Source organism: Enterococcus sp. OL5 (assembly GCF_006491895.1).
Classification (GTDB): domain Bacteria; phylum Bacillota; class Bacilli; order Lactobacillales; family Enterococcaceae; genus Enterococcus_D; species Enterococcus_D innesii.
In genome coordinates this window covers 162,599-180,185 of record NZ_VHIL01000008.1, presented here as the reverse complement: position 1 = coordinate 180,185, position 17,587 = coordinate 162,599, and the positions used below count along the sequence as shown (strand labels likewise).

Here is a 17,587-nt window from a genome sequence, read left to right as displayed (position 1 = left end):
TGTAAGGTGTTTCCTAAAAATCATATGGTCCATTTAAGTATTCCTCAAAACGGATCATATGATTTTGTGTTTCTAAAATACTAGCAGCAAGTTTAGAGTGTTCTATAGTTGAATATATTTTTTTTGAGCAATACGAAAGTTATATTTCTTTGGCTAATGCTCTGCATGTGAGTGAATCAACAGTGAAAAGATCTATAAAACAAATGAATTTATTTTTTGAGCAATATGATATTATCATAAAAGCAAGGCCATTGAGATTTGAAGGGGATGAAAATAATATCAGATATTTTTTTATACTTTATTTCACGGCTAAATATAACTTAATTGATCTCCCTTTTAAAAAAAAATTAATATATCAGCTTGAGCAATTTTATACATTAGTTTCTACCATTTTTAGAAATAAACCAACTATTCAGGATCGTTTAAATTTCACATTATTTTCTGCAGTGGCTTATGAAAGAGAAAAAAACAATCATCCTCTGGTAATAAGAAACGCTCCAAAAATAACATTTCTGATTAATATACTTAACTCACTGCCAACAAAATTCACTCATTTAAATAAAATAGATTCAAAATCAGAATTAGATTTTTGGATTAGAACATTTTCTTTATTTACTAACAATAAAACTTTCAATAGCACCCCGATGCTATCTAAAAATAAACAAAAGAAAATTTTTGAGCGAACAGGAATTGAACAGTTCCTATTTCTTTTCAGTAAGATCTTTAAAATTGAGCTAACAGATAACGAACGATTCACTATTTCTAAAGAACTATATGAGCTTCTTTTTGGTTTTTTAAAGCCTAAAAACATTATAAATTCCCTTAACAATCATTATTCTGCTTTTTATAAGTCCAATGACTTCTTTTTGGATTCTTACAAAATATTAACTAAGAAGATTTTTGTTCATTGTTTCAGTGAAGAGTTATTTCCCTATTTTGATTTTTTCTTCTTTGTCTTGACAACACACTCCATAAGTTTATTAGATAATTTCTATTCTCTTTTTGCAAAAATCAATATTACAATATATATTGATTTTGATTTTCAGTTCTCAATATATGTACAAAATAAGCTTGAAAAATTGCTCCCAGGAAACATGAACTTCTTGCTAATAGATTCCGCTGATAAACTATATAATACGAATGGGATTTCTGAATCCGATTTATTTATTACCAACATATATAATTATAAATCTATAGGCATTGCTTTTAAGGAGATTTATATACTTTCACATCACATTTCTGAGTTTGATATAGAAAATATAACAGATATAATAACTGAAGTATATAAGAAGAACTACTCAGGCATAATATTAGAGGGAGAAGAGATACTAAAACAATACTTTAATACTGATATGTAAAGCTGTATTTATGATATTTGTTTTGCTGAAAATTTTTTATATAAACTGCTCTTCGACATTTAGTGCTGGTAGATAGATATATAGCTGAAAATTTCGTCATAACCAGTTAGGCAGAGTACTTAACTGGTTTTTGTAGCTCTTTGTCAATAAGGACTGATAAGTTGTGCAAAATCAAATCTGGGTCAGAATGAACCTCATTCTGGCTCACTTTTTTTGCCGTTTCAGAGTTCCGTACATCCCTCGTTTTACTGTTAACACGTTCTGTCTGCACATATGAACTATTCTATCAGTTCAAAAAAGCAATGTATTTTATATTTTTGAACTGATGGGATATTAAACATAAATTATGATTAAAAAAGGAGGGGAGGAAAATTGGGCCTATAAGGTTTATTGTTGGCGGTTTAGGATAGAGGACTGTATTAATCGGTATTTTTCACAGGAATTCTAATCTAACTGGAAAGTTGACAAATAAGAAATTGTAAAAGTTTTTGTATGTCTGTAATTTGTAATATGTTGGGTTGCTTTCATAATTTATTTAAAGGAAAAACGTCAAAGGTATTTCCGCTGTGTTCATGCAGTGGTGTACTTTGATGCAAGCTGAGAAAGGATGATTAAATTCATGAAAAATTTATTTTATATCCCCATTTTAACAGCCTCTTTGTTATCCTTCACCATGAATTGTAATAACACAGTGTATGCAGATAGTCTGGATTATGACATGGTTTCACAGAAGTATGTCAGTAGATTTGATACCGATCCTTTAGATATCAATGAAGATAATTATACAGCAATTGTTCATAATTATAGTATGTTTAACGTACCTTCAGTGGTCTATGAATCAGGGGTTCTCAGCTTCAAAGCAGAAGTTGATTGGATTAACCCAGGTTTTCACATCATTAGGAAAGCTACCTTAATTGGTTTTAGCCGGGGCAATGTAAAAGTTTTCGATGAAATGACACAGGTTACTAGTACATTGGTAGATTTAACAGCCAATTTATCAAAAGAAGAATTAGAAAAATTCGCTACATTTACAGTCACTGCGAGTTATTACGATACTCTTTGGTTCGAAAACAGAATAGCTAGAGCAAATATAGGTCTTCTCAAAGAGTAAGCAGTTTATAAACAGGGCTAGTTAATAAACTAATCTGGCAAATGAGGTCACTACCCCATAAATATATTTCCGGATTCACCGTCGTAATCAAGTGAAATTGTATTTACCTAATACCGGGTATAAGCGTGAAGTCTATTACGTTCTATTCGACCAACTAATTAGGAAGAAGGAGGATATTTAGTGAAACAATCAAAAAAATGGATCGCACTTGCACTGGTCTGTAGCCAGTTTTTAACAACTATCCCAGCTTCAGCTGCACTTGTTGGTCCAGAGGATGCAACAGAATCAACACCAACCGAAGAACAAGCACCGGCTACTCCTGAAGACCAGGAGGCACAACCAAGTGAAACACCTGAAGAAACACCAACCGAACCTGTGAACCCACCTGTTGAAGAAGTTCCTGTTGTGCCGGAAGTTCCTGAAGAAACGCCAGAAGAACCAAAACCTGCGCCGAAACCAGAAAATCCGGCAACAGTGGAGCCACCAAAAGAAGAAACAAAACCAGCACCATCACCAAAGCCGGATCAATCAACGAATCAGGACGCAACGCCGGAGACCGTGCAGCCAGCGCCCGTTGAAAATCAACGTTCAACTTTACCAGAGCTAGCAGAAAGCACGCCAGCTGAAGCCAATCAATCCACGGCCATTGAAATCACTCCGGTCAAGGAAACGTGGGATTTCATTAAAGAAATTGGCGAAGCTGCACGAAAAATCGGTTTAGAAGAAGACCTCTACGGCTCGGTTATGATCGCCCAAGCGATTCTTGAATCTGCCAGCGGTCAAAGTAAGCTAAGCCAAGGCCCTTACCATAACCTATTTGGGATCAAGGGGACGTATGAAGGAAAGAGCGTTACCTTCAAAACGCAAGAGGATGATGGATCAGGGAATCTGTATACGATCGATGCTACGTTCCGTCAGTATGAAGATTACGAAGCGACCTTCAAAGATTATGCGAAGCTTTTAAAAGAAGGGTTAGCGCATGATAATGACTTTTATAAAGGTACCTGGAAGTCAGAAACAAAATCCTATGAAGACGCAACAGAATTTTTAACCGGCCGATATGCGACGGACACACAATATGGCGAGAAGCTAAACGCCCTAATTGAAGCCTACGCATTGACTAGCTATGACAAAGAAAAAGCTGAATTACCAGAAGGCACTGACAAAATGATCCACCCTGTGGCTAATCCGGTCGTCTCCTCGTCCTTTGGTCCACGTGGGGGAGGATTTCATCGAGGCGTTGATTTTGCGGCACCACTAGGCACACCAATTTTCGCTAGCCTTGCAGGAACCGTGATTCGATCTGAATACCATGCATCATGGGGCAATTACGTTGCCATTGAACACGAGAACGGGCTAACAACACTTTATGCCCACAACAACCAAAACTTAGTGACCGTTGGTCAAACCGTTGAGCAAGGCGAAATCATTGCTTCCATGGGCAGTACCGGAAACAGTACCGGTCCTCACTTACATTTTGAAGTGAGTTTATCGCCAAGCTTGGCACAGGATCAATTGATCGATCCAATGACTATCTTGTCTGATTAAGTACAACAAAAAAGTAGTATGTGCATTTTAACAACCAGTCTTTCAATGACAGAATCTGACTGGTAGAAGTTGAAGAGCGTTTCTTCTGATAATGTGGCGTCAACTCGCCAACCTATGTTGTGACGATGGTAGACAAAAAAACGGCATTTACTAACGACACAACAGACAGACTAAACGACTTTCTTGGTTATTTGGTTATTCAATCCATCCTATTAAACAAAGATTAGTTAGGGTTACAGGGCGTTCTGCCACTTGTTAATATATTAGTATAAGTAAGAGAGTTTTTTTACAGTACATCTAGGTGACTTGTAATGTGCCTCTTACCTATATTACAACGGAGATAGACATCTGTTTTCATTACTATATGACTCAAAAAGCGAAGCGAGTCGAGAGGGAGGTAAATATGAAAAAATTAGCAATAGTTTGTACTATGGTCTTCTGTTTTCTTGGTGTAATGAGAGAATCCTACGCGGAAACACAAGATGCTATTGAAAATGAAGAATCATTGGTAGAGAGTAAAGATGAAGAACGGGCGGGAAGAATAGTTAAAGAGTTTATTGGTAGGGGGAATACCGAAAAAGAAAGAATTCGTCAGCTAAGATCATATAGATATTCTAGTCTAGAGCCAAGCGGGCTATATGCAATGTCTGGTGATACTTTAAATATCGAATTAATCGGACAGGATTCATTAGAGTTGGTTATTGGAACACCTGAAAGAAACACCCAAAAAAAATACTCCTTAAAGCAAGGTGAGAATGTAATAATTGCCGAAAATGAAGGCGCTATTTATATAACTAATCCTAATGATAAGGGTAGTTCTACTTTGACGATTTCGGGTGCAACAGGCGAGATGCCTTATTTTGATTTGAATACAACAAGTAATCAAGAATTTAAATCTCAAATGGATGGATACACAAATGCAAAAGATGTTCAATTAATAAGTAATAAAGCGATTATTACGGTAAGCTATGAACAAGCAAAAAAGAATATTCAAGATCCTAAGCAATTAATGGAATACTACGATAAATTTTTGTTGGCACAAGATAGGGTATCAGGAATTACCATGAACGGTAGATCAGAGAATAAAGTTGATCTTCATTTTCAACATTTTATAGAAGTATCAAGGCTGTATATGTTTGCAACGCATGAATATATGGGATTTAGTGGAGATGCAGCTCTATCTAGACTCTTGAAAACGAACAACGGATGGGGAATATGGCATGAGAGTGGTCATCAAAGACAGCAATCATCTTGGACGTGGAGATCAGTAGTGGAAGCTACTGTGAATGTATACTCGATGGCAGCACAAAAAGAGATAACAGGAAGTGTCACTGCTCTGGACCAATATTATGCTCAAATGCACAGTTATTTAGCATCAAATAATAAAGACTTTGAAGTACAAAACAACAATTTGAAAATGGTAATGTTTGGACAATTAGGCAATACATTTGGGGAACTTTTTTACCCTGTTTTACATCAATATTATCGAGAAAATAAACTATCCTATGGTACGAACTCCGAAAAAATTCAGAATTTTGTCATAAATGTTTCTAAGGTCACAGGATACAACATGGTTCCCTATTTTGAAGAATGGGGATTTAGTATCTCAGAAATTACTAGGGAAAGAACAAGGGAATTTCTTACTTTACCAGAAAAAGTTTGGTTAAATGATAATAAACAAACTAAAAAATTACCAATGAGATTTATTGATGAGGTCGATCTTTCCGAATCTAAAATCGATATTAGTTTAACGAATTTTGAAACGGACATATTTCAGGGACAAAAAATTGTTTTACTAAAAAATAATAAGTATATTTCAGAATTAACAGATAAAAAACCATATTATAGCAGTTTAAATAATAATGTTTGGCGAACAAACATAACTCTTTTTCCTACTGACATCATTCGAATAGAGGTTAGAAATCCAGAAGGCACGTTTAGTCTTTATAAAAGCTCTATTCAGGCAGAAGCACTGAATAGAGAAATTCTAGGATATTTAAATTCAGAAAATAATCTTAGTGAGATTATTACTCAATCCAAGATAGATGAGCTCAGGAGCAAAATAAATGAAATCACGGATAATGAGATCAAAGAAAATCTCTTTGATCTATTGGAACTATTAGAAGAACGCTATCTAGAATCATTAGTTAAAAAAGTATCACTAAATGAAAAAGGAGATTTGATTGTAGAGTTTAATAATTCTAAATTTAAAGAGTACAATAAAGTTGTTATTTTGGGATCAGATAAATATATTGCAGAAATCGCAAATGGAATTCCATATTATAGTTTTTTGACTGGAAATACTCTAAGAGTTGTCCAGCAAGAAGAGCAAACGAAATTTTCTATCCAATTTCGTTTGCCTCATAAGTCATATACTGTAAATGAAGTTGATAAAGAAACATTGTTATTGGAAAAAGATATCGAGAGTGTTTTCAACGGAGACGATCAGTTGGCAGAAGGTGTCACTCAAGATAAACTTGACATACTTCGTTCAAGAATCAGTCTCTTACAAGTGGATAAAGAAAAAACGAGGTTAAATAGAAGACTTGATTACGCACAACAATTATTTTTAGAGTTGATAGTAACAAAATTAGAATTTAGAAACAACAAAGTAGCTATTACATTTTCAAATGAATTATATAAAAACTATAGAGTTGTTATATTAGAAGATAGCAAATATATGGCAGAGATAGCTAATGGATCTCCATATTATGGTCACTTGAATGGACAGACTTTTACTACATCTAAAAGTGCCTCTCTGGGTGGAATATACAGTATCCAGATAAGGCATTCTAGTGGAAATTATATAGTTTCTGAAAAAGAATTTAATTAGAGTTCTATCTAAAGCTAAAATAAACTGCTTGTAAGCACCCATTTAATGGATCTCCGGTTAGAGACCTCACTTACCGGTTACCGTGACCATTTACAATTTGTTGTTATTTGTTTACTATTCCACGTGCTAATTAATACAACTGAAGTATTTGCTGACACCGATTTCTCAAAGGATACTGTTGACGCATATAGTTTAAATTCACAAATTGAAGTAAGCAAGATTGAATCAGATGAACGACCACTAAACAATTTTTCCAGAGTTAGTACCGATATTACAGATTGTTTGAAAAGAGAACTTGGAGATCTTTCCTACAATCTTTATTACAATTATTTTTTGAATAATTAGATTAAAGAATCTGAAATATTACCTAACAGTAATAACTGGACTTCTTTAAGTCCGTGGGCGTATCAAGATAGACCGTTTGCTAGGGTAAACAATGATATGACTCTAAAAGATGGAAAGACACTTGCAGCACACAATGCAACACTTCATAATAATACAGGGATTGGACAAGTGATGAGTACTGCAAGTTTTTCATACACTCAAACAGATAAAGTTACTACAAAAGCATCGCATTCAACAGGAACATCAATGACTACAACTGCGGAAATGAAATTTCCTTTTGTATCTGGTTCAATGTCTTTGAATGTTAAATATGATTTCAGTTATAACAAGTCAGTAGAATCTACGGAAACAAAACAGTGGGTTGTTCCCTCCCAAAATATTACAGTTCCAGCTGGTCATAAATATAGAGTTGACTGGATATTGAACATAGGAGTTGCTAGAGGAACCACAGATCTTACAAGTTATGTAAAAGCAACGATTCCATTCAAAATGAATTCAAATAATGGAACAAGATATGGGCTCACGTTGAGGGATAGCATTCGTAATTATGATAGGTTTTTCTCCTCAATAACAAACTCTCCGTATATATGGGGGGCAAGACAAAATTGGGAACGATATAATGACAATGCAGCCATCCGAAAATGGGGAGTTGCTCAGTATGAAGCAGAGTTCGGAACAGAATTAGTAATGACTATTACAGATGTTAGAGCTCCATTTATGGTGCAGAAAACCACTAGGGGTGGCATATCATCTAAAACTACAAATTAGATTAAGTTTGCACAGGGGCATATTAACTGTATAGAAAAACATTTTAGTATGAATTGACAAATCCCTTGGTCATTGGGGACTGAAGGATAAATTTTTATATGTCAAAAGAAACCAAGAACAGTAAGAAGGAGTGAATGAAATGACCACGAGATTTAGACGACCAATGCTTGTGTTAGGGACGACCATCTTGATCATGCAAGCTGTATTTATGCCTGTCGGCATGGTCTACGCAGAGACAACGATGGACACTGAGGAACAAGAACTAGTGGAACTACCACTAATGAAAAACTATCTGGAGGAAGAACAGATCAGTGATCCGCGCTTTTTCTTCACTCGTTCTCGGATGCAAGGAACGGCAGAAGAGCCCTTTCAAGTGACCTTCTTTTCTGATCAAGAAGTGTCTGAAGCACGAGTATTCTTACCAGAAGAAGCAACGCTCTTGAAAGATCAATTACCAACAGGGATCTCAGTTGAAGAAGGAGCACAGCCTAACGAATGGATCGTTCAGTCAAAGCGTGCGCAAAATACATTTGTCCTTCCTTTAGTAGTTGAACAGGTGGGAAACTATGAACTGTCGGTGGAAGAAACGACGGCTCATCTAGAGATCAGTGAGAAAGAAGAGACGAGTGATGAAGTCCCAGTCGAAGAAACAGAATCGTCCGATGAGGATGAATCAGGACAAGAGGAATTAAAAGAAGAAAATGGAATAGAAGAAGAGAATGAGCAACCTGCAGAAGAAGTACGTGAGCCTGTATCAGAAGCTCCGCAAGAGCAACAAACTAATGAAGAAGAGACCGTTGAGGCGTCACAACTGGTTGAACCGACCGTCTTTGATGGAGAAACAGCAGAAGTCGCTACGATGGAAGAATTCAGAGAAGCAGTTGGCAATCCTGATATTGGGATCATTTCTGTTCAAGCCAATTTGACAGAGGCTACCGCAAACGTATTAACTGTGGATCGTCCGTTACTTATCCAAGGTAATGGGTATACATTGACTTTTGGTATCAATGGGTTTTACTTCCAACTAGAAGAAGTAACACAAGCAAGCACCATTCGACTTGAAAATGCGACACTGACAAAAGTTGGTGTTACACCATTAATCAACGCGACGGTAGAAAGTAGTAAAAATTGGACCGTTGAATTGGAAGATATAACTGAAGTGAATGCGAACACCATGCGATTAGCCTCTCTTCCTGAAGGAAGCGTTCACTTTACAGGTGGTGTATCAAACTTTACACGTACAACTTCTACACAAACATTCATCGAAGCAAAAGAAGTCTCAGCAACCAACCAAGCTGAAGTCACGATTAGTCGAGGGAATGCGACAGTCTTCTTTTCTTCTGCCACAGTGGCGGATCCAAAGCTTACGGTAGAACAGGGAGCAACAGTTACGATCACAACCACCGCAGGCGTGGCGAATACGATTGATCTAAGAGGAGAAAATCCCGAAATAGCTCTTCAAAACGGGGGTTTGTCAGTAAGTACAATAGGACCAGCTACTGCAACAACCCCAACAGACACAACCAACAACGCGGTTGTCCTTTCTGGCATATTTCCTAAGATTACTGTTCATCAAGATAGTTTGTTTACAGTTAGAACCACGTTGACAAAAAGAGGAATTCATTTAGTTGGAGACAATGCGCAGCTAGAGGTTAATAACTCTAATCTATCTGTTGTCTCTGCGACACAAGCAGCGCTAAATATTGCTGGAGAATCACCAAGACTAGTTTTGGATTCATCAAATATAAATATTATAAGCACTACTGGTCAACGAATCAATTTGATCGGTGCCAACCCATTACTATCACTAGCTAGCACGGAGATGATTATGAATGCCTCGACCGGACGAGGGGTTTATTTACAGGGAAAAACGCCACAAGTAAAGTTAGATAATAGTCAGTTACTTGTGACTGATACCGGTGCTACGCAAGGAATGATCTTAGAAGGAACAGATGCATTGCTTTCATTGAGTAATAAGAGTGAACTATCAATTATAGGTGCAGGGACTGGAGCGTTAGAAAATATCCAAATTGGGAATAACAATGCACGCCCGGAGCTTTCGGTTACCGGTGAATCTAAGGTATCTGTCACAACAACCAGTGGAACAGGCGCTGCGTCAGATACAGAAAATAATGCTATTCATTTACGAGGTGTTGATCCTAAAGCAATATTTAATGACGCTGAACTAAATATTGAAATACTATCTGGATCTCGTCGAGGATTATACCTAAATGGAATCAATTCTGATTTACGTATTCTTGATAGTAAAATTGATATAGAAACGCTAAGGAATACAGGTTTGAGAACTTTGGGCAACAATGGGAATAATTTAATTAGTAATAGCCAGATAGATTTATTAAGCGGAACTTCTGTATCAATAGGCTTTACAGGGGATTTAATGAAAACAAGTATAAGCAATAATTCAAAAATAAATTCGGACCAAGCAATGTATTTTGCAGGTCAAGAAGTTATTTTTGATAATAACTCAGAGATAGATATCACTAATACTGTTGCAACAAGCTTCACTACTATTAGTGATCACAGAAGTAGATTTGGTGTACTAACTTTTGAAAGGAGAGGCTCAACTAAGGGACAGTTCACTATAAACCATTCAAGGTTGTCTATAGATAAAAGAGATAGACAAATGGTCCGAGGAGCTTTAAATATTCTAGGTGGGGACAATGAGTTACTTGTTGAGAACGGTGGTAGTTTAAACATAGTGAATGAAGGCAATGGTATCCCTAATGATAGCACAGCCAATAATGCTAATGCTGGTGTTGGTTTTCGGAACTATGAATCTGATCCGACCCTTATTTCTAACAATGATTTTATTGTGAGAGATCCAGGTTCTCGAATAGATATTCAAGCAAATTATGGCGCTGCGGTGACTATGTCGACCACCGGTGCCGTGTTTGATGGGAGTGTTACTGTTGAAAATCAAGGTTACTTTGTGGCTACTGGTAATACCGCAGGTAATAGTTCTGGTGTGTTTGTAGGTAGACTGGTTCATGTCACATTTGATAACCCGCTATTTTTAGACTTTACGAATTATCGTACAGGTGGCGGTCAAGTCTTTGGTGTTTCTAATGCTAATTCTACTTTTACTGGAATTAATAGTGATTTATCCCTATGGGAGAATAATTCTGATTTATTGGGTGATCCTTTTTCAAACTTTAGAAAACTGGATTATTCATTTCGTGGAATCAACTATAATACGTTAGTTAGCAGCAGTGATCCAGATCAATTAAATACTGATACTCTTGGCACCACAGGCCTACTACCCTATACTCGTATTAGCTCAAATAATGGGCGATGGGCAATCGCAGATGAACTCAGAGTTCCAACAAATGCCGATAAGAAAATTCATGGGCGAGTGAGTCTTCCAGTAGGGCTAGATGATAGTCGTCCTGCTTGGGATGATGAAGCAATTGTTACCGTAGAAGTAGAATCCCCGTCGGGAGAAACGACACAAGAATATACGGCTAAAACGGTTGGTGATACGAATGAAGCGCCAGGAATCAGCATCTATGGCGAAGAGCCGCGTGGCGGACTCTTTGAAATCGATTTGGATGAACCATTAGAAGCTGGATCAAAAGTTCGAATCAGTAAAGTTGAACTAACCAGTGGCGAACTTACGGATGGGTTCGAACACCAGATTTTAACGGAAACCGTTGAGGTTTTTCCAATCATTCCACCAACACCAGCACAATTTTCTTCGTCAACCATTTCGCAAGATAGTACTACGATCCAAGGGATAACGGATAATCTAGATGCTGAAGTAACAGCTACACACAATGGGGAACCACTCAATACTGAATCTGTCTCGGTAGATGCGGATGGTAGGTTTTCATTAGACTTAAGTGAAGTTTCTTTAGAAATCGATGATGAAATACAAGTCTTTCTACGAGATGCAGAAGGGTCAGCTGTAGCTGCAGGAGTTGTTAATCCTCCAGAAACAAATAATACTCGCGGAAATATCAATCCATCCACTGAATTAATCTTTCACGATGTCACGTTTGAATCGGCTACGATACTAACCGTTGGGGATCTAGGACCGATCTCACCGGTCGATCCGTTGGATCCAGAAATAGAAGTGGATCCAGAAAACAAACCAGAATTACCAGAGGATCAAGGACAACTAAGTATTGATTTTGTTTCTTCTTTTAACTTTGGTTCACAAGCCATTTCGGTTCATGACCAAACCTATTATGCTCAACCACAACGTTTACTAAATGAAGATGGCACAATAAATGAGTCTGAAGAACGTCCAAACTATGTTCAAATCAGTGATCGACGTTCGGAAAACGATCGCAACGGGTGGACACTAGCGGTCACCCAAAAAGAACAATTCAAAGGGGCAGAAAATCAAGTACTTAATGGTGCTAGGTTGAGTTTATCAAACCAACAAGTCATTACCGCACAAGGAGGCGAAGCACCTGGACTCCAATCTGCACCTGTTACCTTAGTTCCCGGGAATCAACGAACGCTTCTCCAAGCACAAGGGAGCGAAGGAACAGGGACATGGATCTATCGTTTTGGCGATGGAGAGACGGCAGGTGAAAGTGTTGCACTGGATGTCCCAAGAGGGGCGAATCCAGAAGCCGCCACCTATTCTTCTACCCTAATTTGGGAGTTAAGTGCCATTCCTGGCAATTAAACAAAAAGGGGCTGTGATATAAGTCCCTAACAAAAAAGTGCATGAAATGACGAAAAACCGCTCATTTCATGCACTTTTTTAGTTAAAATAAAAGAAGCACAGGTGGCACCCTGTGCTTCAAACATTTAATCCTGAAAGGACTAAAAATATGCATACCTATTATAACATGGATCAACTCCCTTTGGACTTATCAACTTCATTTTCTCCCAAAGAAAATCACGTCGCTGTTTTCATCAATGAATTAGTGGAATCTCTTCAAATCAATGAGCCGTATCTTTTTGGACGCCCTAGAGAGTATGATCTAGGTGCAATGATGAAGCTGGTTCTGTTTGCCTATACGAGAGAAACCTTCACCAGTCGCAAGATTGAGCGCTTGGCTGAAGAAAATTTATATGCCCGTTGGTTGACTCAAGAACTTGTCCCTTCTTATCGAACGATTGCCCGTTTCTGCGTGTCCAATGATGTGCAGGAATTGACGAATATCTGACCGAGTATCTTCGCGCGCGCAATCTGATTGATGATGCGTTGTTTATCGATGGCACGAAAATTCTAGCCGATGCGAATAAATACAGCTTTGTCTGGAAGAAAAACACGATCCGTTTTGATCAGATGAATCGTGAAAAACTCCTTTTATTGATGACGGAATTAAAAGAAGCTTATGCAGTAAAAGAGATTCCCGAAGGGACTTTCCTTACACTAGACATGGTAGATGAGCTGTTGACACGAATGGAAATGAGATTGGAGGAAATTGAAAAAGAAGTCCAGTCAACGAAACGAATTTCACCTAATCCCGCAAAAAAACAGCGCCGAACGCTAAAAAGTCAAGTACGCAATTTAACTGAAAAACGAGAGAAGCTGATTGAACACCAAGATCAGTTTTCTATTTATGGTGCCAGAAATAGTTACTCAAAGACCGATCATGACGCTACTTTCATGCGCGTGAAAGAAGATCATATGATGAATGGTCAATTAAAGCCAGCCTACAATTTACAAATCGCTACTTGTAATCAATTTGTTTTAGGATATGATGTTTTTCAAAACCCAACTGACACTAGAACCTTACAACCATTACTTGAAAAAATGAACGTGACTAACCAATCACACCGATATATTGTCGCAGATGCAGGGTATGGCTCAGAAAGTAATTATCGTTATTTAGAAGATGAACTTCCTCAACATACCGCGCTTATTCCCTACGGGACCTTTTTAAAAGAGAAAAGTAAAAAGTGGAAAGCTGATGAGCAAAAAATAATGAACTGGACTTACAATGAGCAGGAAGATTACTATATCGACCCTAAAGGTGTGCGATTTAATTTTCATGCCTATCGCAAAAGAACCGATAAAGATGGATTTATTCGAGATTTTAAAGAATATCAAGCAGAAAAAATCGAACTAAATCAAAAAGTGATTCCCAAAGCTTTAACACCGAAGGGGTATCTTAGAAAAATTAAAGTGAACCCAGCTTGGGAATATCATAAAGCCAAACAAAATGAGCTTCTTTCTACGCCTGAAACCGGAAAGGTTTATAGCCGCAGGAAGATCGATGTAGAAACAGTCTTCGGATTTATGAAGGCTTGTTTAGGCTTCACTCGATACACAGTTCGAGGGTTAGATAATGTAAGAAAGCAATCAGGTTTACTGATTACGGCAATCAATATGATGAAACTGGCAAAAACAAGTAATTAAACCAACCAATTATACTAAAAAAACAAAATGCACGCGAAAATAAAAATATTTTCGCGTGCATTTTGTTTTTTTCGAGGACATAACTAACTAACTTATGTCACGCCCCCTCTGTAATTATCAAATCTTTCTCTATTATTCTCAGCATTTTTTTGATAGAATCATTCATACAGCATATCGTCCTCTCAGTTGTTTATTTTGTGGTGATTTAATCAACCTAGAGAACGATATGTTTTTTAATATCTAAAATGAAAATGGGAATGAAGAATCAATTCTGGTTCTTCATTCCCATAAATTATAGAGCCGAATTTAGTTTATGGCTTTTTTGTTGTTGCACTTAAATTGTACATTCACCGTTAAAGCAAAAACATATATACCCCTCCCTGAAAAGTTGGCATCTAATACATCTAGAAATACGCTTATATAACTTGCAGTATCAGTTCAATATTTGGTCGTTAATAATGTTTTTTGACCTGATAAAAAATCATAAAATAAATATAATAATTATTGTGCGTTGGTTCTTTGCGCATTGTTTTAATAATGTTAAATAGAGAGAGCAGAAAGGAGAAGGATCAATTGGGAAAGTTTTTAAATACAGAAGAATATATATATAACTGGCTAGAAGTATTTAAACCTTTTTTCATCGAATATCCACAAATTGAAGGTTATTGTAAAAAGTTACTAGCAGATATAGAAGATGTAATTACTAGTGTATCCCCAAAGACTTTTTGGAAACTATTTCCTAGACTTCTTGGGATTGATGCCCGATTAGCATTGTTAGGTGAAACGGTCAACTTGCTGACCGATGATGATTTGACAATCGGGTCAGAAGAAATAATTTCCTGGATTGAAACAGATTATGTAACGTATACAAAAGAAATCTGTGGGTATAATTTAAGTGATGCAACTAACGGTTCACTTATATTCCAAGTAGCGTAGGATATGAGGAAATCTAAGGGGGGAATCATGGAAAAGATAATTAAAATCTTGTTAGCGACAGGGATAGGTGTATTAATTTTAGGTGTAGAGGCCACTGCATACGGAACACAAACGCAATCGGTAGAAACACAATCGCAGATAGGATTTACTGGAGTATATGAACCGATTGGGACGCCAGACCCCACCCCGCCAGAAAACATTGCCCACCCCCCCATCAGAGAAGATATGGAATCGGAAGGATTGCTTCCTCAAACAAATGAGCAAAACAATACTATATTTTCTGTGTTGGGACTTAGTTTTCTTGTTTTGTTCGGGGTCTTGGTTAGAAAGAGAAGAAATTAAATATATTAAAATAATTTAAAGAAAGTAGGAACTTATTTATGAAACTTGTTCGTTTAGCAACAGTCGCTGCATTGTCAACTACCATTTTAGTAGGTGGTGTGCATGCATTTGCAGAAGAAGCTCGAAATGTAACAACAGAGGGAGAAACAACTTTTAGAGCGTATGATCCAGAAGAAGATGAAGGCGAAGAGGTAGAAGTTATTCCACCTGAAACCGACCCAGAAGTTGAGATTGACCCAGAAGAGCCGGGAGTAACTGGGCCATTATCTATTGTAAAAGCCGCAACAATGAATTTTGGTACACAAGTAATCTCTAATAGAGATCAAACATATGATATGGTTGCAGAAATGGCCAATCTATCGAATGGTAATGGTCAAGTACCTTACGTTAGTTTTGCTCAAGTCCAAGATATTCGGGGAACCAACGATGGTTGGGATCTACAAGTCAGTTTAAGTGATTTCCAGTCTAGTACACCAAATAACAGATTAATTGGTGCAGAACTTCATTTTGTCAATTCACGCATCCAGTATGAAGGGAATTCTGAAAATGCTCCAAGTAAGCATACCGATGGTTTAGCCTTGTTTCCCAATGGAGAAGCACGTTCAGTAATGACAGCGTCTGAAGGCAAAGGAGCTGGAGTGTCTTCTGTTGTTTGGGGTGATCAGGCTGATTTAAATGCTCAGTTTGCGGATGATGAGGTTGATATTGTAAAAAATAGTGCAATTCAATTATCGATTCCAGGATCTACGGTTAAAGATGCCACAACCTATACATCTACTTTGACCTGGGAGTTAACAACTACGCCAGATGAAGATGGTCCAAGTGAAACAATTCCCGAAGAAGAAGTATAGTTTTTCTATTGTAAACAAATTATCTCGAAACTCTCGGCAGCGTCACAATAAACTGGTGGCGCTGTTTTTCTAAGAAAGGAGACTACTCATGAAACAATCAACCTTAGTTCATTTTCCTCTTAACGTCACTTGGTGGCTATTACCTTTGTTTTCTTTATTTCTGGTCCTTTTTCCATCAGTCACGCAAGCGGAGGAAACCCTCTCTTTTTATGTCACCCCGGAATTTCCTGAAAGCCAAATTGAGGGATCCACTAGTTACTTTGATTTGAATCTGGGTGCAGGAGAAACAGAAACCTTGGCACTGAAACTACAAAATGGTAGTAGTGACCCAATTCAAGTACAAGTAACACCTCATACCGCGTATACCAATGTCCATGGAGTCGTTGAGTATGGTAAAGATGCCCAAGAACCAGATAACAGTCTACTGTTTTCACTGGATGAATTGATCGACCCTTCGGGTGTCATTGAACTAGCGGGAAATGAAACGAAAACAATCACCGTTCCATTACATATGCCTGAAGAGTTATTTGAGGGATTTCTAGCTGGCGGTCTACGAATTACGGAAGTCAAAGAGGAACAAGAAGAAACGACTAGCAATGAAGAAGGCGTGGCAATCAAAAATGAATTTGCCTATGTCGTCGGTGTCGTTGTTAGTAACTCTCGGGATTCGGTCCAACCGGATCTTGACCTGTTAGATGTTTTTGCGGATCAATTAAATTATCGAAATGTGATTAGTGCAACGATCCAGAACTTTACACCCACTTTCGTCAACCGAATGGCGGTGGAAGCAACGGTTCAACGTGTAGGAGAAGACGAGATTCTCTATGAAGCTAGTGAGGAAATGATGCAGATGGCGCCTAATTCTAATTTTGATTTTCCGATCTCATTAGAAGGCGATCGTTTTCAAAGTGGCGACTATGTACTGAATTTAAAAGCAACCTCTGGTGAAGAAGAGTGGTTATGGGAGCGGACATTTACAATTGAAGCAGATGAAGCTAGATCTTTGAATCGAGCGGATGTGACCATTGATTCTAGTTTTAATTGGTGGATGATTGGCTCAATCGTCTTGGGTATTCTTTTACTTGGTGTCATTTTGTATTTACTGATTCAAAAGAAAAAAGCAAGAGCAAACGAGCAAGAACAGTAAGAAGG

Annotated in this window: 10 protein-coding genes and 1 pseudogene; all 11 read left to right on the top strand. The window is 37.5% G+C overall.

Features of this window, described 5'->3' with window-relative positions; all coding sequences use genetic code 11:
• The first annotated feature begins 77 nt into the window (after positions 1 to 77).
• The gene (locus FJU10_RS11175) at positions 78 to 1,358 is read left to right on the top strand and encodes a helix-turn-helix domain-containing protein (RefSeq protein WP_223273037.1); all 1,281 of its coding nucleotides are present in this window, start codon (positions 78 to 80) and stop codon (positions 1,356 to 1,358) included.
• A 619-nt stretch (positions 1,359 to 1,977) separates the two neighbouring features.
• Entirely contained in the window at positions 1,978 to 2,469 is a 492-nt protein-coding gene (locus FJU10_RS11170; RefSeq protein ID WP_140965941.1) for a hypothetical protein, read from the top strand.
• Positions 2,470 to 2,649: 180 nt separating this feature from the next.
• A complete protein-coding gene (locus tag FJU10_RS11165) occupies positions 2,650 to 4,017 on the top strand; it encodes a peptidoglycan DD-metalloendopeptidase family protein (RefSeq protein WP_140965940.1) in 1,368 nt (455 codons plus the stop codon).
• 403 nt (positions 4,018 to 4,420) lie between these two features.
• Positions 4,421 to 6,850 carry a M60 family metallopeptidase gene (locus FJU10_RS11160; protein ID WP_223273034.1) on the top strand — a complete coding sequence of 810 codons (2,430 nt, stop codon included), beginning with the start codon at positions 4,421 to 4,423 and terminating at the stop codon, positions 6,848 to 6,850.
• 441 nt (positions 6,851 to 7,291) lie between these two features.
• The gene (locus tag FJU10_RS11155; protein WP_140965939.1) at positions 7,292 to 7,963 is read left to right on the top strand and encodes an ETX/MTX2 family pore-forming toxin; all 672 of its coding nucleotides are present in this window, start codon (positions 7,292 to 7,294) and stop codon (positions 7,961 to 7,963) included.
• A gap of 139 nt (positions 7,964 to 8,102) precedes the next feature.
• Complete coding sequence (locus tag FJU10_RS19380) at positions 8,103 to 12,620, top strand: WxL domain-containing protein (protein ID WP_223273033.1); 4,518 nt, start codon at positions 8,103 to 8,105, stop codon at positions 12,618 to 12,620.
• A gap of 148 nt (positions 12,621 to 12,768) precedes the next feature.
• Positions 12,769 to 14,306 (top strand): annotated as a pseudogene (locus FJU10_RS11145) (IS1182 family transposase).
• A 573-nt stretch (positions 14,307 to 14,879) separates the two neighbouring features.
• Positions 14,880 to 15,242, top strand: coding sequence for a DUF7006 family protein (locus FJU10_RS11140; RefSeq protein WP_140965938.1), 363 nt, complete (start codon positions 14,880 to 14,882; stop codon positions 15,240 to 15,242).
• 27 nt (positions 15,243 to 15,269) lie between these two features.
• The gene (locus FJU10_RS11135; RefSeq protein WP_189372309.1) at positions 15,270 to 15,584 is read left to right on the top strand and encodes an LPXTG cell wall anchor domain-containing protein; all 315 of its coding nucleotides are present in this window, start codon (positions 15,270 to 15,272) and stop codon (positions 15,582 to 15,584) included.
• 38 nt (positions 15,585 to 15,622) lie between these two features.
• On the top strand, positions 15,623 to 16,435 hold the full coding sequence (locus FJU10_RS11130; protein WP_140965936.1) for a WxL domain-containing protein: 813 nt from the start codon (positions 15,623 to 15,625) through the stop codon (positions 16,433 to 16,435).
• Between the two features lie 88 nt (positions 16,436 to 16,523).
• A complete protein-coding gene (locus FJU10_RS11125; RefSeq protein ID WP_140965935.1) occupies positions 16,524 to 17,582 on the top strand; it encodes a DUF916 and DUF3324 domain-containing protein in 1,059 nt (352 codons plus the stop codon).
• The last annotated feature ends 5 nt before the right edge of the window (positions 17,583 to 17,587 follow it).